The organism is Rhizobacter terrae (assembly GCF_003852895.1).
Taxonomy (GTDB): Bacteria; Pseudomonadota; Gammaproteobacteria; order Burkholderiales; family Burkholderiaceae_C; genus Albitalea; species Albitalea terrae.
Window position 1 is genome coordinate 485,882 of the sequence record NZ_QUSW01000002.1, and the last position, 25,406, is coordinate 511,287.

Genomic DNA, 25,406 nt, shown 5'->3' on the forward strand with positions numbered 1-25,406 from the left:
CTCACGCGCCCCGCGCGCGCGCCTCCTCACGTAGCCGCAGCACGCGACGCTGCACCTTGCCCGTGGTCGTCATCGGCAAGGCGTCGATGAACTCGATCTCCTTCGGGTACTCGTAGGGCGCGAGCTTGCCCTTCACGTGGGCCTGCAATTGCTCGACGAGCAGCGCGTTCGCATCGAAGCCGGCAGCGAGCACCACGTAGGCCTTCACCAGCGCGCCGCGCTCGGCGTCGGGCTTGGGCACCACCGCGGCATTGGCCACCGCCGGGTGCTTGACCAGGCAGTTCTCGATCTCGCTCGGCCCGATGCGGTAACCCGCCGCCTTGAAGACGTCATCGCTGCGTCCCTGGTACCAGAGGTAGCCGTCCTCGTCCATGGTGGCGGTGTCGCCGGTGCGGCACCACGAATCATCCACGCTGCCGGTGTACTTGCGCTTCGTGGCCTCGTCGTTCTTCCAGTAGCCGAGGAAGAAGATGGGGTCGGGCTCGCCATGCACGTCACGCCGGTGCACGGCCACGTCGCCGGGCGTGCCGGGTGGGCATTCGCGGCCCTCGTCGTCGATGACGGCGATGCGGTGGCCCGGGTACGCACGCCCCATGCTGCCCGGCTTGGCGGGCCAGCCCGGCAGCACACGGCCATCACCCAGCACCACGCGCGAGCAGTTGCCCACCACGTAGTTCATCTCGGTCTGGCCGAACATCTCGTTGACGGTGATGTCCAGCTGCTTGCGGCAGTAGCCGAACACTGCATCGCCCACCGCCTCGCCCGCGCTCATGATGGCCCGCAGCGACAGCTCGTAGCGCTTCTTCGGCTCGGGCACGGCTTTCATCATCGCCTTGAGCGCGGTCGGGAACAGGAAGGTGTGCGTGACCCGGTAGCGCTGCATCAGCTCGAAGGCCTTCTCCGGCGAGAAGCGGCCGTGGTAGGCCACGATGGGCCGGCCGAAGTACAGCGTGGGCAGCAGCGCGTCCATCAGGCCGCCCGTCCAGGCCCAGTCCGCGGGGGACCAGAACACCGCGTCATGCTGCGGAAACCAGTTCTGGCTGCACACGAAGCCGGAGAGGTTGCCGATCAACGCCCGATGCGGAATCAACGCGCCCTTGGGCGGCCCGGTGGTGCCGCTGGTGTAGATGAGCACGGCCGCATCGTCGGCCTTGGTGGCACGGCGGGTGAATTCGGCGGAGGCTTCCGCCAGCGCACAGACCCAGTCCAGGTCGCCACGGCCCGTCGCAGCACCCACCGCCACGATCGTCTCAAGGGCGGGACACGATGCCCGTGCCACCAGCAGGTTGTCGGCGGCACTCTCGTCGACGATCGCCACGTGCGCGCCGCTGTCGTTGAGGCGGAACTCCAGCGCATCCGGCCCGAACAGCATGGACAGCGGCATCGCCACCGCCCCCAACTGGTGGATGGCCATGTTCGCCACCGCCGTCTCGAAGCGTTGCGGCATGACGATGGCCACGCGGTCGCCATGCGCCACGCCCAGCCCGGCCAGCACGTTCGACAGCCGGTTCGCCTCGGCCTGCAGCTCTGCATAGGTGCGACTCACCGCGCCGCCGTTCTCATGCTCGTAGCGCACCGCCACCGCGGTGGGCGTGTCGCGCGCCCAGCGTCCGCAGCAGGCTTCGGCGATGTTGAAGTCGGCTGGAACCTGCCAGCGGAAGGAGGCGTGAAGATCAGCGTACAGGTCAGGCATGGTGTGGCAGCTTACGTGCATGGGACCTCACGAAAACCCCGGACTTCCTCCTACAGCGCGACGAAGTCTGCGCCCATCAAGCCACGCCCGCGGGACCGGCTTTGCCGGCCCGCCGGGTGGCGCCCCGTGGGGGCAGGAGCGTAGCGACTGGGGGGCTCATGTTCACTTGCCTTCCCATGCAAGGTCGTAGAAATACACGACGAGGGAGTCCTGAGGCACGAAGTTCTTCGCCTCGTACTCCATGCCCCTGTCATCAACTTTTCTTGGCTTGCCGGCAAAGCACAGCGACACCACCTGCTGCGGCGTCTTCTTCTCGATGCGCAGCACGAAGCGCTGGATGGGCCCCTTCCAGTTGCGGCCTGTGCCCAGCACGTATTCCACATCGCGCAGCGTCAGCCAGAAGTTGCCGCGCGCCGCCTCGTCGACCACGCCGTTGCGCAGCATCACGCCGTTGTCGTCGGCCAGCTTGCGGCGCAGCGCATCCACCTGGCGCGTGGTGTTCTGGTCCACGCAGCCTTCCTTGGTGTCGCGGTTGCCGTAGTTGGCCCAGGGGTGGCCGGCAATCAGCGGCTCATTGCCTGTTTGCACCTGGTAGCTCGCGCCCACCAGCGGCGTGTAGCTGTGCTCCACCCGCACCTCCTTGCGCGCCGGGAACACCATGGTCCAGTAGGCCGTTTCCTGGGCCTCCCACTTGGGCCAGCCCTGGGGCGTGATGAGGTCGCGCCGCAGCAGCGTGGCCTTGAGATCGCCCCAGCACTTGTTGGCCACGGTCTCGGCATCGCACTGCAGGCGGCTGACGATGTCCTTGCTGCCCAGCCCGGCCGACAGCAGTTCGCCGCTGATCTCGCGCCCGGAAAACCAGGCCTTCACGTCCACCTGCGCGGGCTTCTCCACGCCGTCCACCAGGGTCTTGAAGCCGCGCATCGGTCCGACGTTCGCATCCCATTGCGCCATGCCCGGATTCCAGCCGAAAGCGGGCATGGGAAAGGCCACCACCGTCTCGATGTCGGCGTCCGAGGCGTTGAAGAAGCGGTAGCGGACGCTGATGCGATCCACGGAAATTGTGAGAATTTCCTCGCGCATCTCGATGGCGTCGGACTTTTGCAGCACCAGGCCGGTGCTGCCGATGCGTCCCGTGGAATCATTGGCCCGCGAGGGGGCATGCAGGACCGCCCCCAGGGCCAGTCCGGCCGTGACGCAGCGCAGCACGCTCAGGAAAACAGCGTTCATGGGTGTGCAGCATAGGGTGGACCCCCGGCCAGTTTTTGAAGTGGCCATCAAGTTGGCCGCTTCGGTCGCCGAAAACAGGGAGGCACGTGGCGCAAACAACACAAGGCGCCGCATAAGCACGGAGGTGCATGCCATGCAATTCTGCCCTTTGTCGTCGGTGCATCAGCGCATCACGGTGGGCATGCCGCTGCCGTTCAACGTACGAAACGCAGACCACACCCTGCTGCTGGCCTGCGGGCAGGTGATCGCCACCCAGGAGCAGCTGGAAGCGCTGTTCGAGCGCGGCGCCCTGGTGGACACCGAAGAACTCAAGCCACGCGGTCCGGACGCCGCCACCGCCCGTGCCGACCAGTTGCCCGGGCTGTGGGACCAGACCTTCGAGCGCGTGAGCCGCACACTGAAGGCCGCCGTGCACACCAACTTCAATGCCGCGCTGAACGAGGTCTGCGCGCCGGTGCTGGCGCTGGTGGAGCGCGACCCCGACCTCGCCATCTTCCAGATCGTGCGTCAGGAAGTGGGCGCCGGCCCCCAGTACGGTGTGTCGCATTCGATGCATGCGGCCATCGCCTGCCGACTGGCCGCTCAGCGCCTGGGCTGGAACGCCAACGATGTGCAGCGTGTGTTCAAGGCGGCGATGACGATGAACATCTCGATGATCGAGCTGCAGGGCCGCCTGTCGCTGCAGCCGACGCCGGTCACGCCGCTGCAGCGGCAAGCCATCCGAGAGCATCCGTTCAAGAGCATGCAGATGCTGCAGGCGCAAGGCGTGGAAGACCAGGACTGGCTGGACGCGGTGGGCCACCACCACGAATCGCCCGACGGCAAGGGCTACCCGAGCGGCATGGTCGAGATCGGCGAGATGGCGCAGTTGCTGCGCCGCGCGGACATCTACACCGCCAAGCTGGCCGCCCGCGCCACGCGTGGTGCCATGCCGCCGCATGACGCGGCGCGCCAGGTATTCACCGATGAGCAGGGCCACCCGATGGCCGCGGCGCTGGTGAAGGAGTTCGGCGTCTACCCGCCAGGCACCTGCGTGCGGCTGGCCTCGGGCGAAGTGGGCGTGGTGGTCAAGCGGGGCGCCAGCACCAACACGCCGGTGGTCGCCAGCCTGATGGGCCGCCAGGGCGATGCGCTGATGGAACCCGTGCGCCGCGACACCGGCGTGAGTCAGCACGCAGTGGTGAGCGTGGTCAGCGACAAGACGCTGAAAGTGCGCATCTCGCGCGACAAGCTGGCCGCGCTGGGCCAGGGCTGAGCCGGATCACTCCTTGGGCTTGGTGGCGAACGCCGCCAGCTTCTCGCCCGCCACCCGGCACACCCGCCAATCGGGCATCACCGTCGCGCCGAACTTCTCGTAGAAGCGGATGGCGCCTTCGTTCCAGTCGAGCACCGTCCACTCGAAGCGGCCGTAGTGGCGGTCGGCGGCCAGCTTGGCCAGCCGGGTGAGCACGGCCTCGCCGATGCCCTTGCCGCGCTGCGACGGCTTGACGTACAGGTCTTCCAGGTACAGCCCCGGCTGGGCCAGGAAGGTGGAGAAGTTGGTGAAGTACAGCGCGAAACCCACCACGGTGCTCTCCCCCTCGCCCACCTCCTCGGCGGGCACCTCCACGACCATGGCCTCGGCCACGGGCTTTTCGCCGAACAGGTGCGGGCGCAGCTTCTCAGGCGTGACTTGCAGCAAGTGGGTCAGGTTCTCGAACTCGGCCAGTTCGCGGATCAGGCCGACGATGGGCGCCACGTCGCGCAACTCGGCGGGGCGGATGGTGAATGCACTCATGGGCGCGCATTCTCGGGCCAATCGGACAAAGCCGGCTCCCTAGTCTGTCAATGGTCAGGTCCGATGGTCGTCCTGGCTGGCCCGCCGGCTGTCGCTGGGCCGACAGCGCGTTTTCGCCGCCGCTTCTATAGTCCGGCCCATGAGTGCACAGCCCTACCTCGTGCGGCGCGAGGCCCGCAGCCGGTTTCTCCAGGTCCGCGGATTGCGCTACCACGTGCTCGAGTGGGGCGATGCCAGCCTCATCGCGCCGGACCGCCCGCCACTGGTGATGGTGCATGGCTGGATGGACGTGGCCGCCTCCTTCCAGTTCATGATGGACGCCCTGCCCACCGACCGCTACGCCATCGCGCTGGACTGGCGCGGCTTCGGCCTGTCGGATGCGCCGGCTGCCGATTCCTACTGGTTCCCCGACTACCTGGGCGACCTGGAATCGGTGCTGGACCAGATGCTGCCCGGCCAGGTGGTCGACCTGCTGGGCCACAGCATGGGCGGCAACGTGGTCATGATCTACGCCGGCGTGCGGCCCGAACGCATCCGCCGGCTGGTGAACCTGGAAGGCTTTGGCCTGCCGGAGTCCAGGCCACACCATGCGCCCAAGCGCTACGCCGCCTGGCTGGATGAATTGAAGACGCCCCAGGAGCTGCGTGCCTACGACAGCCTGGACGCCGTGGCCGGGCGGTTGCGCAAGACGAATCCGCTGCTGAGCGAACAGCGTGCCCAGTGGCTGGCCGGGCATTGGTCCAAGCGGCGTGCGGACGGCCAGTACGAGATCCTGGGCGACCCGGCCCACAAACGCACGAACCCGGTGCTCTACCAGAAGCCCGAAGTGCTGGAATGCTGGAAACGCATCACCGCCCCGGTGATGTGGGTGGAAGGCGACCAGACCGACGTGAGCAAGTGGTGGGGCAACCGCTACCCGCGCTCGGATTTCGAGGAACGGCTGGCGGTGCTGGCCAGCCTGGAGCGCCACGTGCTCTCGCCCGCCGGCCACATGTTGCACCACGACCAGCCCGAGGAACTGGCCCGCCATCTGGAGGCATTCCTGCGCTGAGGCCGCGGCCACCCCACCCCATGTCAAAATCGCGGGCTCAAAAATCGAAAGAGCTCTCACCATGGACGTGGAACACATCAATGCCATCGGCAACCGAATTGCCGACCTGACCCGCCGCACGCAAGACCTCCGGGGGTATCTTTGACTACGACCGCAAAGCACTGCGGCTGAACGAGGTCAACGCGGCCCTCGAGAACCCCAACGTCTGGAACGAGCCCAAGCGCGCCCAGGAGCTGGGCCGCGAGAAGCGCTCGCTGGACACCGTGGTCGAGACCATCGACCACCTCACGTCCAACCTGTCCGACAACGCCGAGCTCTACGACATGTCCAAGGCCGAGCAGGATTTCGACGGCCTGCTGGCCATCGAGGCCGAGGCCGACAAGCTCGAACAGATCGTCAAGGACCTGGAATTCCGCCGGATGTTCAACAACCCGGCCGATCCGTCCAACTGCTTCCTCGACATCCAGGCCGGCGCTGGCGGCACCGAAGCCTGCGACTGGGCCAGCATGCTGCTGCGCCAGTACCTGAAGTACTGCGAACGCAAGGGCTTCAAGGCCGAGGTGATGGAAGAGTCCGAGGGCGACGTCGCGGGCATCCGCAGCGCCACCATCAAGATCGAGGGCGACTACGCCTTCGGCCTGCTGCGCACCGAAACCGGCGTGCACCGGCTGGTGCGCAAGAGCCCGTTCGATTCGTCCGGCGGCCGGCACACCTCGTTCGCGAGCGTGTTCGTCTACCCCGAGGTGGATGATTCGATCGAGATCGAGATCAACCCCGCCGACGTGCGCACCGACACCTTCCGTGCCTCCGGCGCGGGCGGCCAGCACATCAACAAGACCGACTCGGCGGTGCGGCTCACGCACATCCCGACCGGCATCGTCGTGCAGTGCCAGAACGACCGCTCGCAGCACCGCAACCGCGACGAGGCATGGCAAATGCTTCGCTCACGGCTGTACGAGCACGAGATGCGCAAGCAGATGGCCGAGCAACAGAAACTGGAAGACAGCAAGACCGACGTGGGCTGGGGCCACCAGATCCGCTCGTACGTGCTGGACCAGAGCCGCATCAAGGACCTGCGCACCAACGTGGAAATCTCGAACACGCAGAAGGTGCTCGATGGTGATCTGGATCAGTTCATCGAAGCCAGCCTCAAACAGGGCGTCTAAGTGACCATTGCGGCTTTCCTGTTCGATCTCGACGGCACGCTGATCGACAGCATGCCGCATCACATCGAGGCTTGGCGGCTCTTCCACGAGAAGCGCGGCCTGCCGTACGACGAGATGGGCTTCTTCGTCGCCACGGCGGGGCGCGCCAACGCCGAGATCCTGCGCACGCTGGTGCCCGGGCACTCGGCGGACGACTACCTCGCCATGGCCGATGAGAAGGAGGCGCTGTACCGCGAGATCGCGATGCACGACCTCGAACTCATCGCCGGCTACGAGGCGCTGCGCGCGGCCGCGCGCGAACGCGGCCTGAAGCTGGCCATCTGCACGGCCTCCACGCCCGAGAACATGCAGCTGGCCTTCGGCCGCTTCGGACTCGATGCGCAGGTGGACACCGTGGTCAGCCCCGCCGACGGCCTGCCTGCCAAGCCCGCGCCGGACATCTTCCTCGAAGCCGCCCGCCGCATCGGCGTGAAGCCCGAAGAATGCATCGTCTTCGAGGATGCGCCGCTGGGCGTCGAGGGCGCACGCCGCGGCGGCATGCAGGCCGTGGCGCTCACCACGTCCCTGCCCGAATCCGAATTCCGGTCTTTCGACAACGTCCTGGCGATCGTGCAGGACTTCAATGCGATCGACGTCGACGCCCTGCTGCGCGACGCTCACAAGAAGGAGACAAGCCATGCGTGAAGGCACCGCCCCCCTGATCCGCCGCGAGGACTACAGCGCCCCCGCGTTCTGGATCAAGTCCGTCGACCTCACCTTCGACCTGGACCCCGCGAAGACGCTGGTCATCAACAAGATGCAGCTCGAACGCAACCTGGACGTGCCCGCCCAGGCGCTGCGCCTGCACGGCGAAGACCTGAACCTCACCCGCGTGCTGGTCAACGGCGAGTCGGTGTCGTTCCGACATGAAGAAGGCCTGCTGGTGATCGACTCGCTGCAAGGCGTGCCGGCCGGGCCCTTCACGCTGGAGATCCGCAACACCTGTGCGCCGGAGAAGAACACGCACCTGTCGGGGCTCTACACCTCGGGCGGCGGCTTTTTCACCCAGTGCGAAGCCGAGGGCTTTCGCCGCATCACCTACTTCCTGGACCGGCCCGACGTGATGGCCGTCTACACCGTGACGCTGCGCGCGAACAAGCAGCAGTACCCGGTGCTGCTGTCCAACGGCAACCTGGTGGAGCAAGGCGAGCTGGACAACGGCCGCCACTTCGCCAAGTGGAACGACCCGTTCCCCAAGCCCAGCTACCTCTTCGCCCTGGTGGCCGCCGACTTGGTGGCCCGCGAGCAGTGGGTGACCACGCGCTCGGGCAAGAACCACCTGCTGCAGGTCTACGTGCGCCGCGGTGACCTGGACAAGACCGAGCACGCGATGAACTCGCTCATCGCCAGCGTGGTGTGGGACGAGGCCCGCTTCAAGCTGCCGCTGGACCTGGAGCGCTTCATGATCGTCGCCGTGGGCGACTTCAACATGGGCGCGATGGAGAACAAGGGCCTGAACATCTTCAACACGAAGTACGTTCTGGCCAACCCCGCCACCGCCACCGACAGCGACTACCTCGGCATCGAGAGCGTGGTGGGCCACGAGTATTTCCACAACTGGACGGGCAACCGCATCACCTGCCGCGACTGGTTCCAGCTGAGCCTGAAGGAGGGCCTGACCGTCTTCCGCGACCAGGAATTCAGCATGGACATGGCGGGCTCGGCCTCGGCGCGCGCGGTCAAGCGCATCGACGACGTGCGCACGCTGCGGCTGTCGCAGTTCCCGGAAGACGCCGGCCCGATGGCGCACCCGGTGCGGCCCGACAGCTACGTGGAGATCAACAACTTCTACACCGCCACCGTCTACGACAAGGGCGCCGAAGTCGTTCGCATGATGCAGACGCTGGTCGGCCGCGACGGCTTCGCCCATGGCATGACGCTGTACTTCGAGCGCCATGACGGCAGCGCCGTGACCTGCGATGAATTCGCGCAGGCGATTGCCGACGCCAACCCGCAAAGCGAGCTCGCTCGCCTGCTGCCGCAGTTCAAGCGCTGGTATTCGCAGGCCGGCACGCCGCGCGTCACCGCTCGTGGCCGCTACGACGCGCCCTCGCGCACCTACACGCTGCTGCTGGAACAAAGCTGCGGCTCGACGCCCGGCCAGGCCGAGAAGCAGCCCTTCGTGATTCCCATTGCCATGGGCCTGGTGGCGCGCGACGGCCGCGCGCTGGCGTTGCAGCTGGAAGACGAAGCCCTGCCCGCTTCCGGTGCCTACCCGCAGGAACGGGTGCTGGTGCTGTCGGAGAACCGCGAGTTCTTCACCTTCGTCAACGTCGACGAGGAGCCCGTGCCCTCGCTGCTGCGCGGCTTCTCCGCCCCGGTGACGCTGGCAGACGGCTTGAGCGACAACGACCTGCTGCTGCTTCTGCAGCACGACACCGACCCGTTCAACCGCTGGGAAGCCGGCCAGCGCCTGGCCCTGGCCCGCCTGCTGGCCGCTGTGCGCGGCGACGGCGACCTGCAGCTCGACCAGCCCTTCATCGGCGCCATGCGCGGCGTGCTCACGCACCCGACGCTGGATGCGGCCTTCAAGGAACTGCTGCTCTCGCCGCCCAGCGAGATCTACATCGCAGAGCAGTTGGAGAGCGTGGACCCGCAGCGCGTGCACGCCGCCCGCGAGGCGATGCGCATGCAGCTGGCACAGGCCCTGCGCGACGACTGGGCCGTGGCCTTCGAGGCCAACCAGGCCACCGGCGGCTACGCCCCCGACCCCATCTCGGTGGGCAAGCGCGGGCTGGCCAACCTCGCGCTCAACATGCTGTGCCTGGATGCCGTCGCGCGTGGCGACACGGTGTGGCCCGGCCGCGCGTACCAGCGCTTCAAGGACGCCAGCAACATGACCGACCGCCAGGGCGCGCTGTGGGCGCTGCTGGCCTCGCATTCCGAACTGGCCGAGCCGGCGCTGGCACGCTTCTATGAGCTGTTCAAGGGCGAGCCGCTGGTCATCGACAAGTGGTTCACCCTGCAGGCCACGGCGCCCGAATCCGGCGGCCGGGTGTTCGCCCGCGTGAAGGCGCTGATGAACCACCCCGACTTCACCATCAAGAACCCCAACCGCGCCCGCAGCCTCATCGCGGCGGTGTGCATGGGCAACCCGGCGGCCTTCCACCGCAGCGATGCGGCCGGCTACGTCTTCTGGGCCGACCGCGTGCTGGAGCTGGACGGCATCAACCCGCAGCTGGCCGCCCGCATGGCCCGCGTGATGGACCGCTGGAGCCGCCTGGCCGAGCCCTACCGCAGCGCGGCGCGCGAGGCGGTGAGCCGCGTGGCGGCCAAGCCGGACCTGTCCAGCGACGTGCGCGAGATCGTCACGCGCGCATTGGCCGACGCCTAGAACAAGAAATCTCCACTCTCACATCCCCCCAACATGCCCCGCCACATCAGCCTCACCCAGTATCTGGTCGAGCAGCAGCGACAGCACGGCCACATCCCGGCCGAGCTGCGCCTGCTCATCGAAGTCGTCGCCCGCGCCTGCAAGCGCATCAGCATCAGCGTCAACAAGGGCGCGCTCGGCGACGTGATGGGCAGCGCCGACAGCGAGAACGTGCAAGGCGAGATCCAGAAGAAACTGGACATCATCGCCAACGAAGTGCTGATCGAAGCCAACGAATGGGGCGGCCACCTGGCGGCCATGGCCTCGGAGGAGATGGAAGGCATCTACGTGGTGCCCAACCGCTTCCCCCAGGGCGAATACCTGCTGCTGTTCGATCCGCTGGACGGCTCCAGCAACATCGACGTGAACGTCAGCATCGGCACCATCTTCTCGGTGCTGAAGAAGCCCGGCGGCCATGAGGGCGTGAGCGAACGCGATTTCCTGCAGCCCGGCATCCAGCAGGAAGCGGCCGGGTACTGCATCTACGGCCCGCAGACCACGCTGGTGCTGACCGTGGGAGACGGCGTGGCCATGTTCACCCTGGACCGCGAGCAGGGCTCGTGGGTGCTCACGCAAGAAGGCATGCGGATTCCCGAGGACACCAAGGAATTCGCCATCAACATGAGCAACATGCGCCACTGGGCGCCGCCCGTGAAGCGCTACGTGGACGAATGCCTGGCCGGCAAGACGGGCGAGCGCGGCAAGGACTTCAACATGCGCTGGGTGGCCAGCATGGTGGCCGACGTGCACCGCATCCTCACGCGCGGCGGCATCTTCATGTACCCCTGGGACCAGCGCGAGCCCGAGAAGGCCGGCAAGCTGCGCCTGATGTACGAGGCCAACCCGATGAGCTTCATCGTCGAGCAGGCCGGCGGCGTGGCCACCGACGGCAAGCGTCGGATCATGGAGCTGGCGCCCGGCAAGCTGCATGAGCGGGTGGCGGTGTTCCTGGGGTCGAAGAACGAAGTGGAACGCGTCACGGGCTACCACCACGAGGTTGCCTGAAAGTCTGGTTATAATCGCGGGCTACGCCGGTGTAGCTCAGTTGGTAGAGCAGCGCATTCGTAATGCGAAGGTCGGGAGTTCGACTCTCTTCACCGGCACCAGACATGGATATGGCGTAACACAAAAGGGCCTGACGAAAGTCAGGCCCTTTTGCTTTGGCGGCCGCAGAGGCCCAAGGGTGCCTCGTCAGGCGACACTGCGAGAAGATGCCGGGGAACTTGCGGCATTAGACTCCCCCGAGAGCCACGCTTCGCATTCAGGCGCCGCAGCAGCGGCAAGGGAGACCAGATGCCTCGCGAGATCGTCTTCACCACCCAGGCTGCAAAGCCACCCGCCGCCTACAGCCAGGCCGTCAAAGCCGCAGGCCTGGTCTTCGTGTCCGGCACGGCGCCGCACGATCCCGCGACAGGCACCATCGTTGGCACCACGATTCAAGAGCAGACACGGCAGTGCCTCACCAACATCGCGGCCATCCTCGACGCCGCCGGCAGCTCGATGGACAAGATCGTGAGCATCACCATCGTGCTGGCGGACGAGGATGATTTTCCGGGGATGAATGAGGAATACCTTCGGTGGTTTCCTGTCGATCCGCCGGCTCGGCAGGGTGCCAAGCTTCCTGCACGCATCCCGGGTCTCAAGGTTTCGATTGCGGCCATCGCGCAGGCTTGAAGGGCCATGAAGCCATTCATCGAACGACTCAAGTCGATGCTCTCGGCCCCCAAGCCCGCGGCAGACCCACCGTCCGCTGGCGATCCTCTGAACTACGACCAGTTCATCCACCTGGATGCGGAAGATCTGGCGGAACAAGGCATCGCAGCCGCATACCGGGAATTGACCCCCCAACTGCTGCAATACACCAGGTCGCCCATCGAGGTGACCGAAGAGATCGACAGCGACTCAGGGAGCTACGCCGTGCGTGCCGCGGAACTGAGATTTCCGATCTGGGGGCGCGGCACGAGCAATCGCGACGGATGGCAACGCGCCACCGTCGCCTTTTTCGCGCTGGTCAACGCCAACCTGAAGAATTCGTCCCACAAGTTCTACGCGCTCTATGGCGGCAATGACCTTGGCGGACTGTTCCTCACGGAAGAAGAGTTTGCAGCGGCTCGCCAGGCGATCAAGAAGCAGTCGGAATGGCCGTGGGTGCCGGTGGATGAGCCGCCGCACTATGGCTGTCCGAATTGACGGGAGCAGTGCATGCCGGATTCAACCCCATCGAACGAGCGCAAGAAAGTCGGGATGCTGATTCCGCCGCCGTTCCTTCTCATCGGCTTGGTGGTGGCCAGCACCGTCGCGCAGCTAGCATGGTTCGGACACTTTGCGAGTTCGATCATCGGCGTGGCTGCCGGCGTGGTCCTCCTGGCCGCATCCCTGTTCCTTCTGGGCTGGAGCGCCAGCACGTTCAAGCAGGCCGGAACGCCTGTGCGCCCGACGTCGCCCGCCGTCACCGTCGTTCGCGAGGGGCCGTATCGCTTCAGCCGCAATCCCATGTACGTCGGGATGGCCGGGCTGCTGGCCGGCTTCGGCCTGGTGGGCGGCAGCTGGTTCTTTGCCGCGGCCACGCTCGTCTTCGTTGCGGTGGTGCACTTCGGCGTCATCCTTCCGGAAGAGCGGTACCTGGAAGCGCTGCATGGGCAAGCGTATCAATCGTTCAAGGCCGAAGTTCGCCGTTGGGTCTAGGCATCCAGGGGAACAGCATGAATCGATACGAACCACCAAAGGCGTCCGTCGACTCGCCGAGCTTCCTCACTCCAGACTGATTCCAGCCACGCCATGCCCATCGTCACCATCACCGTTCGAAAGCCCAAGACCGCCCAGTTCAAGGCCCAGGTTCTCGGCGCCATCCAGGCTTCCCTCGTCGACATCGGCGTGAGCCCGAACGACCGCTTCCATCGGGTGCTCGAACTGGAGGAGGAGAACTTCCAGTTCGACGCCTCCTTTCCTGACCTGCAGACGAGCCGTACCGCAGACTTCGTGCTGGTGGAGATCGTTCTCGGCGCAGGCCGCAGCGTGAAGGTCAAGAAGCAGATCCTTGCCGGCATCACCAAACGGCTTTCCGAGAACGGCTTCGACACCGAGAACCTGATGGTCGTCTTTCAGGACATTCCTTGGGAGAACTGGTCGCCCGCGGGTGGACGGGTTCCGCATGCATAGTGCCCGCGGAGACCTTGCGAGATGAGCATTGATCCAGACGCGCTGGCCTCCCTCGCGAGCCAGTACACCCAGCACATGACCAGCATCCGCGCCAGACGGGTGCAGCGCCTGGTGAAGCGCGAATTCGGCGGTGCCGACCATGTGCTGATCGTTCAAGTCGGCTCCGGCGCATCGGCCGTTCTGGGCCTCTCCGCCAACGGCGCCGCCATCTGCACCACAGATGGAACAGGCAAGCATGCCGCCGTGTTCAAGTGGTTGCATGAAGCGGACACAGCCATCGAGACACGCTTCGACCTGCTCAAGGACTCCCTGCCACCGTTGTCCACGGCCTTCGTGCCGCTTGCCGATTTGCGTGCCCAGGTCTGTTTGCAAACACCCCCAGAATCCTTCGCGCAGGAAGCAAGCCCTTGGCTGGCCAAGGTGCGTGATTCTCTGGCCTGAACCCGCCCCAGGATTCCAACAACCCATGAACATCCTGAGTCTTCCCTATCGCCCCAGGCCGTGGCTGATGGTCTTGGTCTCCATCGGCTTCGGCGGCGCACGCTGGTTCTTCATCGACAAGGCGCTGCTGCCGACCCGCGCGGCGTTCGACGGGCGGGCCGCGTGAACGGCTGGCTCGCGGCCTCGGGCCTCGTCACCATCGTCGTCGGCCTCGTCCACTCCATCTTCGGCGAACGCTTGATCTTCCAGCGGCTGCGCACCGGCAACGGATGGATCCCCACGCAATGCGGCCCCCAGCTTCGCGAGCCGCACGTGCGCATCCTGTGGGTGAGCTGGCACCTGGTGACGCTCATCGGCTGGGCCTTGAGTGCCGTCCTCCTCATGCTGTCCCTGCCGGCCGCAACAGCATGGCCCACCCATCCGATGCTCATCGCCATCGTCGCGGGCCTGCTCGCCAGCTCCGCCTTGGTATTCATCGGTACCAAGGGAAAACACCCTGGGTGGATCGGCCTGCTGGTGGCCGCCGTGCTGGCTCTCCTCGGTGGATGGCTCTGACGGATTGAAGCCCCAATCCTCGCAGGCCCTTTGCCCTGTGAGGCCAGTCTCTTGCTGAAGTCGCAGGCACGGCCCTAGCATCGCCCGCCTTCGCTGCGCATTGTTGGCGAAGGCCGCGTTCGGGACCGCTTGACGCCGCGCTCGCCATGAGTGAACGCGGTGGCGTTCCGATTCCATCACCTCATCGGGAACTCATGATGCGACTTCTGAAATCAGCCGCCGTCTGCGCGGCATTGCTGGCGTTGTGCACCAACGCCCTGGCCGGCGAGAAAGTCTGGATCAGCCTCGGCGACGCCGCCCTCACCCAGCTCAGGAAACACATGCAGGTCGAACTCGCCGCCAGTGCGCAGGTGCCTGCCACGGCACAACTCTTCGGCGCGACACGCGCGGAGGGCGTCCACCTCGTTCAGGTGGATGAAGAGGTCCTCGCTCATCTCTCGCAAGCCATCCACACCGAGCTGCACCGCTGCGGCGGGTTCATGTTCCACGCGAGTGAAGCCGAAGGGCGCGCCACGCTCATGCGCGCCAGCGGCGCCACGCAGCGAACCACGCAAGTCACTCTCGCGGCGACGCGGCCAAGCTACGTCATCGACCAGCAGAGCACGGTCAACCCGCTGCTCGCGCAGATGCAGGCCAGCAACATCGGCCAGACCATCGTGGACCTGTCGAACTTCCAGAACCGCTACTACCAGACCTCCTCCGGCCAGAACGCGTCCGACTGGCTCAAGCAGCGCTGGACCACATTGGCCAACGGCCGCAGCGACATCACCATCGAGCAGTTCACCCACGCGAGCTGGAAGCAGAAATCGGTCATCGCCACCATCCAGGGCACCGACAACGCGAGCGAGGTCGTGGTGATCGGCGGGCACCTGGACTCCATCAACCTGTCCAACACCGGCGAGACGGCGCGCGCCCCCGGTGCGGACGACGATGCCTCCGGCGTGGCCAGCCTGACCGAGGTGTTCCGCGTGCTGGTGGCCAACAACTACAAGCCTCGCCGCACGCTGAAGTTCATGGCCTACGCGGCCGAGGAGGTGGGCCTGCGCGGCTCGAAGGAAATCGCCAACAGCTACGCCGCCGCGGGCGCGAACGTGGTGGGGGTGATGCAGCTGGACATGACCAACTACAAGGGATCTGCCAACGACATCTACATCTACACCGACTACACCGACAGCGCGCAGAACACCTTCGTGTCCAACCTGATCGCCACCTACCTGCCGACCCTGAAGGTGGGCACCGACCAGTGCGGCTACGCCTGCTCCGACCACGCTTCGTGGAACGCCAAGGGCTACGCCGCCTCCATGCCCTTCGAAGCCGCCATGGGGCAGGACGACCCCTACATCCACACCGCCAACGACACCTACGCCAACACTGGCAACCAGGCCGACCACGCGCTGAAGTTCGCGCGCATGGGCCTGGCCTACATGGTGGAGCTGGGCAGCGACGGGCCGGGCATTGCCGACAAGACCGAGACCTTCAGCGGCAGCCTCACGTCCAAGCAGACGCGCAGCTTCGGGCCGTTCAAGGCCGGCGTGGGTACGTTCCGGGCCAGCACCACCGGCACGGGTGACATCGACCTCTACGCCAAGCGCAGCAGCGTCCCCACCACCAGCAGCTACGACTGCAAGTCAGACGGCAGCACGGCCGCCGAGAGCTGCAGCATCAACATCACCGCCGGCGGAGATGTGTACGTGATGCTCAAGGGCTACACCGCGGGCAGCTATAACCTGACGGTGACTTACCGGCCACAGTAGCGCTTGATCGCACCGGCTTTGCGGCGATCATCAGGCCATGGCTGAAGCCGGATCAGCATCAGCCTCGTCCAGGAGTTCACCATGGCCCAGCAGCCTCTCAAGGACCGCATCGCCATCGTCACCGGCGCCAGCCGTGGCGCGGGTCGCGGCATCGCGATCGAGCTGGGTGCCGCCGGCGCCACCGTGATCGTCACCGCCCGCAGCACGCGCGCCCAGCCCGCCACGGGATACGGACAGTTGCTCGCCCTGTCCGGACGCCCTGCCGTGCCCGGGTGCATCGAGGAGACGGCCGAGGAGGTCACCCGCAGCGGCGGCCGCGGCATCGCCATCCAGTGCGACCACACGCAAGACGAGCAGGTCGCCGCGCTGTTCGCCCAGGTGATGCGCGATCACGGCCGGCTGGACCTGCTGGTGAACAACGCCTGGGGCGGGCACGAGAGCTTCGACGGCGTCTTTGATGCCCCGTTCTGGAAGCACCCGCTCGCGCACTGGGACTCGATGATGGACCACGGCGTGCGCAACCATCTCGTCGCCAGCCGCCATGCGGCGACGCTGATGGTGGCGCAGCGGCACGGCCTCATCGCGACCACCACCTTCTGGGACCGCAACCGCTACATGCGCGGCAACCTGTTCTACGACCTCGCCAAGGCGGCGATGACGCGCCTGGCCTTCGGCATGGCGCAGGACCTGCGGCCGCACGGCGTCGCATCGGTCGCGGTGTCACCGGGCTGGATGCGCACCGAGTACGTGCTGATGGGCCACCAGACGGACGAGGCGCATTGGCACGAGCGGCCCGCACTGGCGCGCACGGAGTCGACGCGCTACGTGGGACGTGCCATCGCCGCGCTGGCCGCGGACCCCGACGTCATGGCCCGCAGTGGGCAGGTGCTGCGCGTGGGCGACCTGGCGCGCGAGTACAACTTCACGGACATCGACGGGAGGCAGGTGCCGCCCTTCGAGCTGGATGCAGCCGACGGCACGTAGCACGCTCGGCGTGCCTCTAAGATGCTCGCATGCATCGCAGATTTCACGCCCTCGTCCTCGCTCTCACGCCCTGCCTGGCCTTCGCCCAACTCGCCGAGAAACCGTCCGCGCTCGTCGCTCGTCGACAGGGCAAGGTGGTCGCTGCCTCCAGCACGGCCGACAAGAAAACACCCTCGCTGCAGGCCATCCGCGACCGCCGGCAGTTCGACACCATCGCCCGCACGTACAACCCCGGCACGCCGCGTGAGATCACGCACACGCTGTTCATCGTCGACCGGATGAACGGCAACCGGGTCCACTACCTCAACACCAACCGCTACACGCTGCACGAAGACTACGTGCGGCAGCAGTACCTCGCGTCGGCGCTGGACCACAAGACGCTTGCGTCGTACTACAGCGCACCCAACCGACGCTTCATCTTCGGCACCATCGGCTGGCATGCGGAACTCAAGCGCTGGGTCTACGAGTTCTGGGAAGGCGACAAGCTCACGCCGGAGCTGCTGAACACCGCGCGGCAGGCGGTGTCGTCCAGCTTCTTCGCGCCGGCCGTGTTCAAGGCGAACTCCGCGCAGCAGGAGGCCGTGGGCAGCACGGCGGGCGTGGAGACGATCACCGAAACGCAGATCCTCGGCCAGCGCAGCTACCTGCCGCTGAACAACGGCAGCGTCACCGGCCGCGTGCGGCTGGTGGCCGACGTGGAGTCCGACAGCGAGGATGACATCGAGCCCTACGACATCGTCGTGCTGCGCGAGGTGCCGCTGGCCATTCCGCCGGTGGCAGGCGTCATCACCGAGCGGCCGTCCACCGTGCTCTCGCACGTGAACGTGCTGGCCAAGGGCTGGGGCATTCCCAATGCCTACGTGAAGGACGCGTTCAGCATCTTCCAACCCTACGACCGCCAGTGGGTGCGGCTGCAGGTGTCGGCCGAGGGCTACACCGTGCAGCCTGCAGCGAAGCCGGCGGTGCCGCCCACCAAGGCCCGCACCGGTGTCGTGCGTGCCCCGCATCTGCAGGTCACCGAACTGCAACCCTTGTCCCGCATGCGGCACGCGGCATCGGCATGGTGCGGCTCCAAGGGTGCCACCTTGGGTGAGGTCGAATTCCAGCGCAAGGGCGGGCACCTGACCGGCACGGCCGAAGTGCCCGACGGCTTCTGCGTGCCCTTTGCGCACTACGCGAAGTTCATGCAGCGCGACGACGTCCGCGCCCGCATTCACGCCGCACTGGCCACCGAAGGCTTCGAGCGCAGCCGCGTCGTGCGCCGCAAGGCACTGGATGCGCTGCGCCACGACCTGTCCGAGATGCCCGCGGATGAGGCGGATGCCGCCGGCTGGATCGCCGCATGGAAGACGCAATTGCACGGCGTGGGCGTGTTCGTGCGCAGTTCGTCCAATTCAGAAGACCTGCCCAACTGGAGCGGCGCCGGCCTGTTCAGCACCGTGCCCAACGTCACCCGCGACGCCGACCTCATCAAGGCCGTGCAGACGGTCTGGGCCTCGGTCTTCAACTTCGAGGCCTTCGAGGCGCGCCGGCATGCGGGCATTGCCGATGAGCAGGTGTTCATGGGCGTGTTCGTGCAGCGCGCCATCGACTCGGCCACCTCGGGCGTGATGATCACCCGCGACCCGTTCGACATCACGCATCGCAACGCGGTGTACGTCTCCGCCAAGCGCGGCATCGGCATCAAGGTGGTGGAAGGCCGGCGCATCGCCGAGCAGTCGATGTTCGATGCGCGCAGCGGCGCGGTGCGGCGGCTGTCGCGCTCGGCCGAGGACAGCGCCTTGCAGCTGGACGCCAACGGCGGCGTGGTGGAGACCGCCATCGGCGCGGGGCAGGACGTGCTGTCCGACACCGCGGTGCGTTCGCTCGCCAAGGTGGGGCAGCAGCTCAAGGCCATCTTCCGCGGCGTGGAGCAGGACATCGAATGGGCCATCGACAAGCAAGGGCGCATCGTGGTGCTGCAGTCGCGTCCGTACATCGAGCGCAAGGCGCTCTGAGCTGGCAGGACCCACATGGACAAGCGACAACGATCGTTCTACTTCTCCTTCGGCCTGGCGATCGCCATCGGCCTGACCCTCCTGGTGCTCAAGAACATCCAGCGCAGCGCACGGACCGAAGGCGAGAAGGCCTACGGCCCCAGCCTGCCCGTGGACGACCTGGTGCCGGGCAGCCACCGGATGGTCACCGACGTGTCTCCGGGCGCATCCAACTCCGGCGGCAGGAACATCCTGCTGCTGCGAAAGGGCGACGGCAGCCTGCGGGCCTGGACGATTCCGACGCAGATGGGCCAGCCGACCGCCCCCGGCGGCGATTGGTTCACGCCCGGCCAGGTCTGCGAGCCCTTCGAGGTGGACACGCAGCGCGAGGAAGTCCGCTGCACGATGCGACTGGTTGAGGACCGCAGCACGGTGCTGCACTGGACATGGGACGGGAAGAGCCTGGACCACCTGGCGCCGCACATGCGAGCCGTGCCCGGGCGCGAGGAAAAGGGCCGATTCAAGTTCGACATCGAGACGCCGGATGTCTCGAAACACGGAGCGCCAACCCGATGAACCAAGACACCTGGTCGCGCGTCGACCACTACTTCTGCGACGCCCTGCTGCCCGACGACCCGGTGCTCACCGCAGCCCTGGCCGACAGCGATGCGGCGGGCCTTCCTTCTCACCACGTGGCCCCGAACCAGGGCCAGTTGCTGCACCTGTTCGCCCGCATGCAGGGGGCCAAGAAAATCCTCGAGATCGGCACGCTCGCCGGCTACAGCACCATCTGGCTGGCGCGCGCGCTGCCAGAGGGTGGCCAGGTGGTGTCGCTGGAGGCCAACCCGCGCAATGCGGAGGTGGCGCGCATCAACATCGAGCGGGCTGGGCTTTCGCATCTCGTGGACGTCCGTGTCGGCCGTGCCATCGACACGCTGCCCCTGCTGGCCGACGAGGGCCTTGCGCCCTTCGACCTGGTGTTCATCGACGCCGACAAACCCAGCAACCCGCAGTACCTGGACTGGTCGCTGAAGCTGGCACGCAAGGGCACGGTGATCATCGGCGACAACGTGGTGCGCAACGGCGAAGTCGCCAACCCGCACAGCGAGGATGCCAATGTGCAGGGCGTGCGCCGCTTCTTCGAGCTGATGGCCGCCAACCCGCGGCTGCGCGCCACCGCCATCCAGACCGTGGGCAGCAAGGGCTACGACGGGTTTTCGCTCGCCATCGTCGAGGGATGAACGTGTCCGAAAACGGCGTGCCGGGCACTGCCCTTGCCCCTATGCTGGCTCCGACATCACCGCCCAAGGAGCCCACATGGCCTCGATCCACAAGGAAGCAACGATCCGCGTTCCCGCCCAGGAATTGTGGGATGCGGCGCGCGACGCCGGCGGCCTGCACACGCGGCTGGTCAAAGGCTTCGTGACGGACTGCAAGCTCGAAGGCGACGCACGCACCGTCACCTTCGGCAACGGACTGACGGTGCGCGAACTCATCGTCGACGTGGACGACACCAGGCGCCGCATCGCCTGGACCGCCGTGGGCGGCCGGCTGTCGCACCACAACGCGTCGCTGCAGGTGTTCGAGTCGGGGCCGGGCGAATGCCGCGCGGTGTGGACTGCGGACCTGCTGCCCCACGAGATGGCCCCGGCGATTGCCGCCATGATCGACCAGGGCCTGGCCGCCATGCGGCTCACGCTGGAGAACCAGGTGCACGCCATCTGACGATTTTCGAGAACCAGTTGCGGCCTGCGTGGCCAGAGGAACTGCCCGATACCAGACCACCCCCATTGGCCGGTTACGATCCCGCCGTCGTTGAAGAAAGACATCGCCCGGGGGTCTCAATGCCATTCGATTGGCCGCATCCTGAGTTTCGGTTCCGTTCACTGCGAAGCTGGGAACAGCGGCCCACCGATGATGACCGGCGCTTCGAATTCTTCTGCCCGCAGACGACCACCACCGTCAAGTTCTCGGTCGACCCTTACCAGGTGCCCAAGGAGAAGTTCGAGCGCATTGCGAACGGCGTGCTCGAACTTCGCAAGAAGGCGCACCTCCAGGCGCTGCAACGTGCAGCGAAGGCCGGCGAGACGGTCGAACTCGTCTACGACTTCGAGAGCGTGAGGCCGCATTCCACCGGCTCGGGCTATGAGGTGTGCTTCGAGGGCATGCAGCCGGGCAAGAGCTTCTTCGGCTACCTGGGATTTGTGTCGACTCGAAAAATCCTCAACATGATGGTCGAGACCCGCTACTCTTTCGCTCCCGGCTGCCGGGGCATGTTCCGCGAGATCGCGAGCAGCCTCGACATCGCCTTGCCGTAGGACCCGCTCCAGGCCGCGGCGCACCAGGGAGCCGCAGACATGCCGACCACAGCAACGCTCGAGCGATTCATCGCCCGGGTCGAATCCAACGCCCATGCCGAAGCTTGCGAGGAGTTCTATACCGAGAACGCCTCCATGCAGGAGAACCAGGAGACACCACGCGTCGGGCGAGACCAGCACGTTGCCAACGAGCGGCGCGTCATGGCGAGGGCGAAGTCCATCACCTCCACCTGCGTGAGGCCGGTGTTCGTGAACGGCGACCACGTGGTGATCCGCTGGATCTTCCACTTTGTGTGGCAGGACAACTCGGTCACGCACATGGAGGAATTGGCGTACCAACGGTGGGAAGGCGAGCGGATCGCGCAGGAGACCTTCTTCTACGATCCGGCGCAGCGGGTGCCGAAGGCCGCCACAGCGTGACATGCGGATATTGATCACTGGCGCGGCAGGTTCCGGCACCACCACGCTGGCCCGATCGCTGGCTTCTGCGCTGAATGTCCGCTCTGTCGAAGCCGACGACTTCTTCTGGCTGCCCACTGAGGTTCCCTACACGGTCAGGCGGCCGATCGAGGAGCGGCTGAGACTCATGGAAGAAGCACTGCGCGCGCCGGGCGCGGTGGTGGCGGGCTCCATCATGGGCTGGGGACAATCACTGGAAGACACCTTCGACCTGATCGTGTTCCTGCATGTCGATACGGCCACGCGAGTACAGCGGCTGATCGACCGCGAAACCGCGCGATTCGGCCGCGCGGACCCGGCATTCATCGAATGGGCCGCGCAGTACGACGACGGTCCGCCGGAAGGCCGCAGCCTGGCACGGCACAACGCCTGGCTGTCGGAGCGTACGTGCCCGGTGCTGCGGCTGACGGGCACCATTCCCATAGAGACACAGGTTCGGCAGATACTCCAATGCCTGTCCTAGCCGAAGCGCCCGCCAGCACTCCATGAACCCAGCACCGACCGTCTTCTCCGTGATCAGCATCGGCATCGCCGCAGGCCTCAGCGCCGCTGTTGTCGTACCGCTCGTCAAGCGGGTGCCGCTGCGGTTCGAACGGAACTATCGCGAAGAGGCCACCGGGATGCAGGAGTTGCTCAAGATTCCTCTGGACCCGGCCCAGTTCGAACTGTCGACTGCGGAGAAGCTTGCCATCGTCATGATGGGCACCCTGCTGGGCCTGCTGGTGGGATGGGGCCGCGAGCCTTCCCTCGACCTGGCAGCCATGGGCTTGTTCTTCCTCGGCCTGCTGCTGTTGTCGGCCATCAACGTGAAGCACCAGCTCCTGCACGATGCCATCGTGCTGCCGATGTTGTGGATCGGGCTCCTGTACCACGCCTGGCTGGGACATGCAGCCGATGCAGTGTTTGGCGCGGCCGCAGGCTACCTGATGCCCTTCATCCTCGGCGCAGTGGTCCGCTGGCGCACCCGAAAGGAATCCATCGGTTTTGGCGACAAGAAGGCGCTCGCCATGGCCGGGGCGTGGTTCGGCTGGCAGGCCCTGCTGACGATTGCACCGGTCTTCATCGGGTTCCTCGTCGTCCTGGGCGTGGTGATTGCCGTCGGCAAGGTACGTGTCCACACCTTGCCGACAGGGCCTGCTCACCTGCTGGCGTCACTGGCCTACTACCTCGGCCTGCGCTTGCTCTGAGACGTACCATGGCCGCATGAAGAAGCAGACGATCGTCATCCTCTCCGGCGCGGGCGTGAGCGCCGAAAGCGGCCTGTCCACCTACCGCGATTCGAACGGCCTGTGGAAGCAGCATGCCTGGCAGGACCTGGCCAGCCCCGAAGGCTGGCGCAAGAATCCGCAGGCGGTGCTGGAGTTCTACAACGAGCGGCGCGCGCTGGCGTGGCAGGCGCAGCCCAATGCGGCGCACCGCGCCATCGCTGCGCTGGAGCAGGCCTACGACGTGGTCGTGGTGACGCAGAACGTGGATGCGCTGCATGAGCGCGGCGGGTCCACGCAGGTCATCCACCTGCACGGCGAGCTGGCCTATGCCCGCGGCACCTCGCCCGCGCGCAGGCGCCGCTTGCTGGAAGACCGGCCCATCGCGCTGGGCGACCTGTGCGAGGACGGCACGCAGCTGCGCCCGGACATCGTCTGGTTCGGCGAAGACGTGCCGCTCATCGCCGACGCGGCCGAAGAGGTCCGCCGCGCGGACCGCATCCTCGTGGTGGGCACCTCCTTGTCGGTCTACCCTGCGGCCTCGCTGGTGGGCTACGCCCCTCGGCATGCGGTGAAGGCCCTGGTGTCGCTGGAGGTGGAGGGCCTGCCGCACGGCTACCGCTTCCTGCGGGGCAAGGCCACGGAGATGGTGCCCGCGCTGGTGGAGCAATGGCTGCAGGAAGCGCGCTGACCCGCCGGAACCGGCTGTAACCTCGCCTGCGTACACTCGCAGTTGCACATCGAAAGACGCCATGACGACGCAACTGAACGAACTGCTGGACAGCAACCGCCTCTGGGCGAAGAAAATGGAAACGCAAAGCCCGGGGTTCTTCACCGGGCTGCTGGCACAGCAGGCACCGCAATACATGTGGATCGGCTGCGCAGACAGCCGCGTGCCCGCCAATGAACTGGTGGGGCTTCTGCCCGGCGAATTGTTCGTGCACCGCAACGTGGCCAACGTGGTGGTGCACTCCGACCTCAACTGCCTGTCCACCATCCAGTTCGCCACCGACGTGCTCAAGGTCAAGCACATCATCGTGGTGGGCCACTCCAACTGCGGCGGCGTGTCGGCCGCGCTGAACGACCGCCGCGTGGGCCTGGTGGACAACTGGATCCGCCACGTGCAGGACGTGCGCAACCGCCACCAGTCCTGGCTGGACACGGTGGAGGTCTCGCAGCGCGTGAATGCGCTGTGCGAACTCAACGTGGTGGAGCAGGCACTGAACGTGTGCCAGACCACCATCGTGCAGGATGCCTGGCATCGTGGGCAGGAAGTGGTCGTCCACGGCTGGGTGTACGGCCTGCACAACGGGCTGCTCGAAGACCTGGCGATGACCGTGACTGGGCCGGAAGACACCGCGGCGGCCTACGAGAAGGCGCTGGCGAACGTGCGCTCGCGCTACGCGGCCAAGGGCTGACACCGATCGGGGCGCGATGAAGCACGCCGGGCCCGACACCTTGCGGCTTCTCGCGTCGTTGCTCAATGCCGTGCGGACGGACACCTCGCTGGTGGAGCGCACGCCGGGTTCCTTCTATCGCAAATCGAAGGCCTACCTGCATTTCCACGAGGACCCCGCCGGCATCTTCGCGGACGTGAAGCTCGATGGCATGAGCTTCACCCGCCTGCGCGTGAGCACCGCGACTGAGCAGGCACAGTTGCTGAAGCTCATGGCGCAGGCTTGCGTGAAATGACAAGCCCCCTCAGAGTCCACCCATGAGCGAGACCGCCGACAGCTTCTTCGACGGCGGCTGCACCTGCCGCCAGGTGCGCTACCGCCTCACCGCCACGCCGCTGTTCGTCCATTGCTGCCATTGCACCTGGTGCCAGCGCGAGACGGGCTCGGCCTTCGTGCTCAATGCCATCATCGAAAGCGACCGGGTGCAGATGCTGCAGGGCGAGGTGGACATCATCCACACGCCGTCAGCCAGCGGGCGCGGGCAGAAGATTTCACGCTGCCCGACATGCCGCGTGGCTGTGTGGAGCAACTATTCCGGCGCGGGCGATGCGGCACGCTTCATCCGCGTGGGCACGCTGGACAACCCGAACCGCTTCCCGCCGGACATCCACATCTTCACCTCGGCCAAGCAGCCCTGGGTGGTGATCCCGCCCGGGGCAAAAGCCGTGGCCGAGTACTACGACATGAACGAGGTGTGGCCTGCGGAAAGCCTGGCGCGGCGCAATGCGCTGATGGCGGCACGCGCCACACCATAGGTCACCCGCCCTCA

The 25,406-nt window shown here is 66.4% G+C and carries 30 protein-coding genes and 1 tRNA gene; 28 read left to right on the top strand and 3 right to left on the bottom strand.

The genetic code is table 11. The features are described 5' to 3' along the window. Window position 1 precedes the first annotated feature (1 nt). Both DZC73_RS09235 and DZC73_RS09240 read right to left on the bottom strand, forming a co-directional pair. Entirely contained in the window at window positions 2-1,693 is a 1,692-nt protein-coding gene (locus DZC73_RS09235; protein ID WP_235835050.1) for an acyl-CoA synthetase, read from the bottom strand. Window positions 1,694-1,855: 162 nt separating this feature from the next. Continuing rightward, window positions 1,856-2,923: a DUF4424 family protein gene (locus tag DZC73_RS09240; protein WP_161974516.1), complete on the bottom strand. Its 1,068-nt coding sequence runs from the start codon at window positions 2,921-2,923 to the stop codon at window positions 1,856-1,858. 133 nt (window positions 2,924-3,056) lie between these two features. Between DZC73_RS09240 and DZC73_RS09245 the strand changes: the two genes are divergently transcribed. Beyond that, a complete protein-coding gene (locus tag DZC73_RS09245; RefSeq protein ID WP_124539936.1) occupies window positions 3,057-4,178 on the top strand; it encodes an HD-GYP domain-containing protein in 1,122 nt (373 codons plus the stop codon). 6 nt (window positions 4,179-4,184) lie between these two features. Here DZC73_RS09245 and DZC73_RS09250 read toward each other — a convergent pair whose 3' ends face one another. Further along, a complete protein-coding gene (locus DZC73_RS09250; protein ID WP_124539937.1) occupies window positions 4,185-4,700 on the bottom strand; it encodes a GNAT family N-acetyltransferase in 516 nt (171 codons plus the stop codon). Window positions 4,701-4,839: 139 nt separating this feature from the next. Here DZC73_RS09250 and DZC73_RS09255 point away from each other — a divergent pair, with 139 nt between their 5' ends. The 27 genes from DZC73_RS09255 to DZC73_RS09380 all read left to right on the top strand — a co-directional run bounded on the left by DZC73_RS09255 (window position 4,840) and on the right by DZC73_RS09380 (window position 25,392). Next, window positions 4,840-5,751: an alpha/beta fold hydrolase gene (locus DZC73_RS09255; RefSeq protein ID WP_124539938.1), complete on the top strand. Its 912-nt coding sequence runs from the start codon at window positions 4,840-4,842 to the stop codon at window positions 5,749-5,751. A gap of 61 nt (window positions 5,752-5,812) precedes the next feature. Beyond that, window positions 5,813-6,917, top strand: a protein-coding gene (prfB, locus tag DZC73_RS09260) for a peptide chain release factor 2 (protein ID WP_124539939.1) whose coding sequence is annotated in 2 segments (ribosomal slippage) — window positions 5,813-5,893 and window positions 5,895-6,917 — 1,104 coding nt in all. Because the reading frame shifts where the segments join, the coding sequence is not laid out codon by codon here. Continuing rightward, window positions 6,918-7,601: an HAD family hydrolase gene (locus DZC73_RS09265; RefSeq protein WP_235835051.1), complete on the top strand. Its 684-nt coding sequence runs from the start codon at window positions 6,918-6,920 to the stop codon at window positions 7,599-7,601. Next, entirely contained in the window at window positions 7,594-10,290 is a 2,697-nt protein-coding gene (gene pepN / locus DZC73_RS09270; RefSeq protein ID WP_124539940.1) for an aminopeptidase N, read from the top strand. The genes DZC73_RS09265 and pepN overlap by 8 nt, the downstream gene beginning before the upstream one ends. Before the next feature lie 33 nt (window positions 10,291-10,323). Continuing rightward, window positions 10,324-11,334, top strand: a complete 1,011-nt coding sequence (locus tag DZC73_RS09275; protein WP_124539941.1) for a class 1 fructose-bisphosphatase — start codon at window positions 10,324-10,326, stop codon at window positions 11,332-11,334. A 25-nt stretch (window positions 11,335-11,359) separates the two neighbouring features. Continuing rightward, window positions 11,360-11,435 (top strand) — tRNA-Thr (locus DZC73_RS09280). A 187-nt stretch (window positions 11,436-11,622) separates the two neighbouring features. Beyond that, window positions 11,623-12,003 (top strand): RidA family protein, encoded by a 381-nt coding sequence (locus DZC73_RS09285; RefSeq protein ID WP_124539942.1) that lies wholly within the window; start codon window positions 11,623-11,625, stop codon window positions 12,001-12,003. Between the two features lie 6 nt (window positions 12,004-12,009). Further along, window positions 12,010-12,519 carry a hypothetical protein gene (locus DZC73_RS09290; RefSeq protein WP_124539943.1) on the top strand — a complete coding sequence of 170 codons (510 nt, stop codon included), beginning with the start codon at window positions 12,010-12,012 and terminating at the stop codon, window positions 12,517-12,519. 12 nt (window positions 12,520-12,531) lie between these two features. Beyond that, complete coding sequence (locus tag DZC73_RS09295) at window positions 12,532-13,014, top strand: methyltransferase family protein (RefSeq protein ID WP_124539944.1); 483 nt, start codon at window positions 12,532-12,534, stop codon at window positions 13,012-13,014. Between the two features lie 93 nt (window positions 13,015-13,107). Then, window positions 13,108-13,488 (top strand): tautomerase family protein, encoded by a 381-nt coding sequence (locus DZC73_RS09300; RefSeq protein WP_124539945.1) that lies wholly within the window; start codon window positions 13,108-13,110, stop codon window positions 13,486-13,488. Window positions 13,489-13,509: 21 nt separating this feature from the next. Continuing rightward, the gene (locus DZC73_RS09305) at window positions 13,510-13,929 is read left to right on the top strand and encodes a hypothetical protein (protein ID WP_124539946.1); all 420 of its coding nucleotides are present in this window, start codon (window positions 13,510-13,512) and stop codon (window positions 13,927-13,929) included. A 25-nt stretch (window positions 13,930-13,954) separates the two neighbouring features. Continuing rightward, window positions 13,955-14,095 (top strand): hypothetical protein, encoded by a 141-nt coding sequence (locus DZC73_RS29660; protein ID WP_161974517.1) that lies wholly within the window; start codon window positions 13,955-13,957, stop codon window positions 14,093-14,095. After that, entirely contained in the window at window positions 14,092-14,484 is a 393-nt protein-coding gene (locus tag DZC73_RS09310) for a hypothetical protein (protein WP_124539947.1), read from the top strand. The genes DZC73_RS29660 and DZC73_RS09310 overlap by 4 nt, the downstream gene beginning before the upstream one ends. 194 nt (window positions 14,485-14,678) lie before the next feature. After that, entirely contained in the window at window positions 14,679-16,238 is a 1,560-nt protein-coding gene (locus tag DZC73_RS09315) for a M28 family metallopeptidase (RefSeq protein ID WP_124539948.1), read from the top strand. A gap of 81 nt (window positions 16,239-16,319) precedes the next feature. Further along, window positions 16,320-17,222, top strand: coding sequence for an SDR family oxidoreductase (locus tag DZC73_RS09320; protein ID WP_124539949.1), 903 nt, complete (start codon window positions 16,320-16,322; stop codon window positions 17,220-17,222). Between the two features lie 29 nt (window positions 17,223-17,251). Continuing rightward, window positions 17,252-19,219, top strand: a complete 1,968-nt coding sequence (locus DZC73_RS09325) for a PEP/pyruvate-binding domain-containing protein (protein WP_124539950.1) — start codon at window positions 17,252-17,254, stop codon at window positions 19,217-19,219. A 15-nt stretch (window positions 19,220-19,234) separates the two neighbouring features. After that, window positions 19,235-19,774 (top strand): hypothetical protein, encoded by a 540-nt coding sequence (locus DZC73_RS09330; protein WP_124539951.1) that lies wholly within the window; start codon window positions 19,235-19,237, stop codon window positions 19,772-19,774. After that, window positions 19,771-20,439: an O-methyltransferase gene (locus DZC73_RS09335; RefSeq protein WP_124539952.1), complete on the top strand. Its 669-nt coding sequence runs from the start codon at window positions 19,771-19,773 to the stop codon at window positions 20,437-20,439. Before DZC73_RS09330 ends, DZC73_RS09335 begins: the two co-directional genes overlap by 4 nt. A gap of 76 nt (window positions 20,440-20,515) precedes the next feature. Continuing rightward, window positions 20,516-20,923, top strand: a complete 408-nt coding sequence (locus tag DZC73_RS09340) for an SRPBCC family protein (RefSeq protein WP_124539953.1) — start codon at window positions 20,516-20,518, stop codon at window positions 20,921-20,923. A 119-nt stretch (window positions 20,924-21,042) separates the two neighbouring features. Then, entirely contained in the window at window positions 21,043-21,516 is a 474-nt protein-coding gene (locus tag DZC73_RS09345) for a hypothetical protein (RefSeq protein ID WP_124539954.1), read from the top strand. 39 nt (window positions 21,517-21,555) lie between these two features. Beyond that, window positions 21,556-21,936 carry a nuclear transport factor 2 family protein gene (locus DZC73_RS09350; protein WP_124539955.1) on the top strand — a complete coding sequence of 127 codons (381 nt, stop codon included), beginning with the start codon at window positions 21,556-21,558 and terminating at the stop codon, window positions 21,934-21,936. A gap of 1 nt (window position 21,937) precedes the next feature. Beyond that, window positions 21,938-22,438, top strand: a complete 501-nt coding sequence (locus DZC73_RS09355; RefSeq protein WP_124539956.1) for an AAA family ATPase — start codon at window positions 21,938-21,940, stop codon at window positions 22,436-22,438. Window positions 22,439-22,460: 22 nt separating this feature from the next. Then, a complete protein-coding gene (locus DZC73_RS09360) occupies window positions 22,461-23,162 on the top strand; it encodes a prepilin peptidase (RefSeq protein WP_124539957.1) in 702 nt (233 codons plus the stop codon). 16 nt (window positions 23,163-23,178) lie between these two features. Further along, window positions 23,179-23,871 carry an SIR2 family NAD-dependent protein deacylase gene (locus DZC73_RS09365; protein WP_124539958.1) on the top strand — a complete coding sequence of 231 codons (693 nt, stop codon included), beginning with the start codon at window positions 23,179-23,181 and terminating at the stop codon, window positions 23,869-23,871. A gap of 61 nt (window positions 23,872-23,932) precedes the next feature. Further along, the gene (can, locus tag DZC73_RS09370) at window positions 23,933-24,598 is read left to right on the top strand and encodes a carbonate dehydratase (RefSeq protein ID WP_124539959.1); all 666 of its coding nucleotides are present in this window, start codon (window positions 23,933-23,935) and stop codon (window positions 24,596-24,598) included. Window positions 24,599-24,614: 16 nt separating this feature from the next. Next, complete coding sequence (locus DZC73_RS09375) at window positions 24,615-24,872, top strand: hypothetical protein (RefSeq protein WP_124539960.1); 258 nt, start codon at window positions 24,615-24,617, stop codon at window positions 24,870-24,872. 22 nt (window positions 24,873-24,894) lie between these two features. Continuing rightward, entirely contained in the window at window positions 24,895-25,392 is a 498-nt protein-coding gene (locus tag DZC73_RS09380) for a GFA family protein (RefSeq protein ID WP_124539961.1), read from the top strand. Window positions 25,393-25,406: the final 14 nt, after the last annotated feature.

Coding starts and splice junctions, on each gene's coding strand:
- DZC73_RS09295 (WP_124539944.1), top strand. CDS start 12,532: ATGCCGGATTCAACCCCATCGAACGAGCGCAAGAAAGTCGGGATGCTG.
- DZC73_RS09320 (WP_124539949.1), top strand. CDS start 16,320: ATGGCCCAGCAGCCTCTCAAGGACCGCATCGCCATCGTCACCGGCGCC.
- DZC73_RS29660 (WP_161974517.1), top strand. CDS start 13,955: ATGAACATCCTGAGTCTTCCCTATCGCCCCAGGCCGTGGCTGATGGTC.
- DZC73_RS09300 (WP_124539945.1), top strand. CDS start 13,108: ATGCCCATCGTCACCATCACCGTTCGAAAGCCCAAGACCGCCCAGTTC.
- DZC73_RS09375 (WP_124539960.1), top strand. CDS start 24,615: ATGAAGCACGCCGGGCCCGACACCTTGCGGCTTCTCGCGTCGTTGCTC.
- DZC73_RS09380 (WP_124539961.1), top strand. CDS start 24,895: ATGAGCGAGACCGCCGACAGCTTCTTCGACGGCGGCTGCACCTGCCGC.
- DZC73_RS09335 (WP_124539952.1), top strand. CDS start 19,771: ATGAACCAAGACACCTGGTCGCGCGTCGACCACTACTTCTGCGACGCC.
- DZC73_RS09315 (WP_124539948.1), top strand. CDS start 14,679: ATGATGCGACTTCTGAAATCAGCCGCCGTCTGCGCGGCATTGCTGGCG.
- DZC73_RS09330 (WP_124539951.1), top strand. CDS start 19,235: ATGGACAAGCGACAACGATCGTTCTACTTCTCCTTCGGCCTGGCGATC.
- pepN (WP_124539940.1), top strand. CDS start 7,594: ATGCGTGAAGGCACCGCCCCCCTGATCCGCCGCGAGGACTACAGCGCC.
- DZC73_RS09365 (WP_124539958.1), top strand. CDS start 23,179: ATGAAGAAGCAGACGATCGTCATCCTCTCCGGCGCGGGCGTGAGCGCC.
- DZC73_RS09325 (WP_124539950.1), top strand. CDS start 17,252: ATGCATCGCAGATTTCACGCCCTCGTCCTCGCTCTCACGCCCTGCCTG.
- DZC73_RS09360 (WP_124539957.1), top strand. CDS start 22,461: ATGAACCCAGCACCGACCGTCTTCTCCGTGATCAGCATCGGCATCGCC.
- DZC73_RS09250 (WP_124539937.1), bottom strand. CDS start 4,700: ATGAGTGCATTCACCATCCGCCCCGCCGAGTTGCGCGACGTGGCGCCC.
- DZC73_RS09285 (WP_124539942.1), top strand. CDS start 11,623: ATGCCTCGCGAGATCGTCTTCACCACCCAGGCTGCAAAGCCACCCGCC.
- DZC73_RS09245 (WP_124539936.1), top strand. CDS start 3,057: ATGCAATTCTGCCCTTTGTCGTCGGTGCATCAGCGCATCACGGTGGGC.
- DZC73_RS09350 (WP_124539955.1), top strand. CDS start 21,556: ATGCCGACCACAGCAACGCTCGAGCGATTCATCGCCCGGGTCGAATCC.
- can (WP_124539959.1), top strand. CDS start 23,933: ATGACGACGCAACTGAACGAACTGCTGGACAGCAACCGCCTCTGGGCG.
- DZC73_RS09290 (WP_124539943.1), top strand. CDS start 12,010: ATGAAGCCATTCATCGAACGACTCAAGTCGATGCTCTCGGCCCCCAAG.
- DZC73_RS09255 (WP_124539938.1), top strand. CDS start 4,840: ATGAGTGCACAGCCCTACCTCGTGCGGCGCGAGGCCCGCAGCCGGTTT.
- DZC73_RS09240 (WP_161974516.1), bottom strand. CDS start 2,923: ATGAACGCTGTTTTCCTGAGCGTGCTGCGCTGCGTCACGGCCGGACTG.
- DZC73_RS09275 (WP_124539941.1), top strand. CDS start 10,324: ATGCCCCGCCACATCAGCCTCACCCAGTATCTGGTCGAGCAGCAGCGA.
- DZC73_RS09355 (WP_124539956.1), top strand. CDS start 21,938: ATGCGGATATTGATCACTGGCGCGGCAGGTTCCGGCACCACCACGCTG.
- DZC73_RS09305 (WP_124539946.1), top strand. CDS start 13,510: ATGAGCATTGATCCAGACGCGCTGGCCTCCCTCGCGAGCCAGTACACC.
- DZC73_RS09235 (WP_235835050.1), bottom strand. CDS start 1,693: ATGCCTGACCTGTACGCTGATCTTCACGCCTCCTTCCGCTGGCAGGTT.
- DZC73_RS09340 (WP_124539953.1), top strand. CDS start 20,516: ATGGCCTCGATCCACAAGGAAGCAACGATCCGCGTTCCCGCCCAGGAA.
- DZC73_RS09345 (WP_124539954.1), top strand. CDS start 21,043: ATGCCATTCGATTGGCCGCATCCTGAGTTTCGGTTCCGTTCACTGCGA.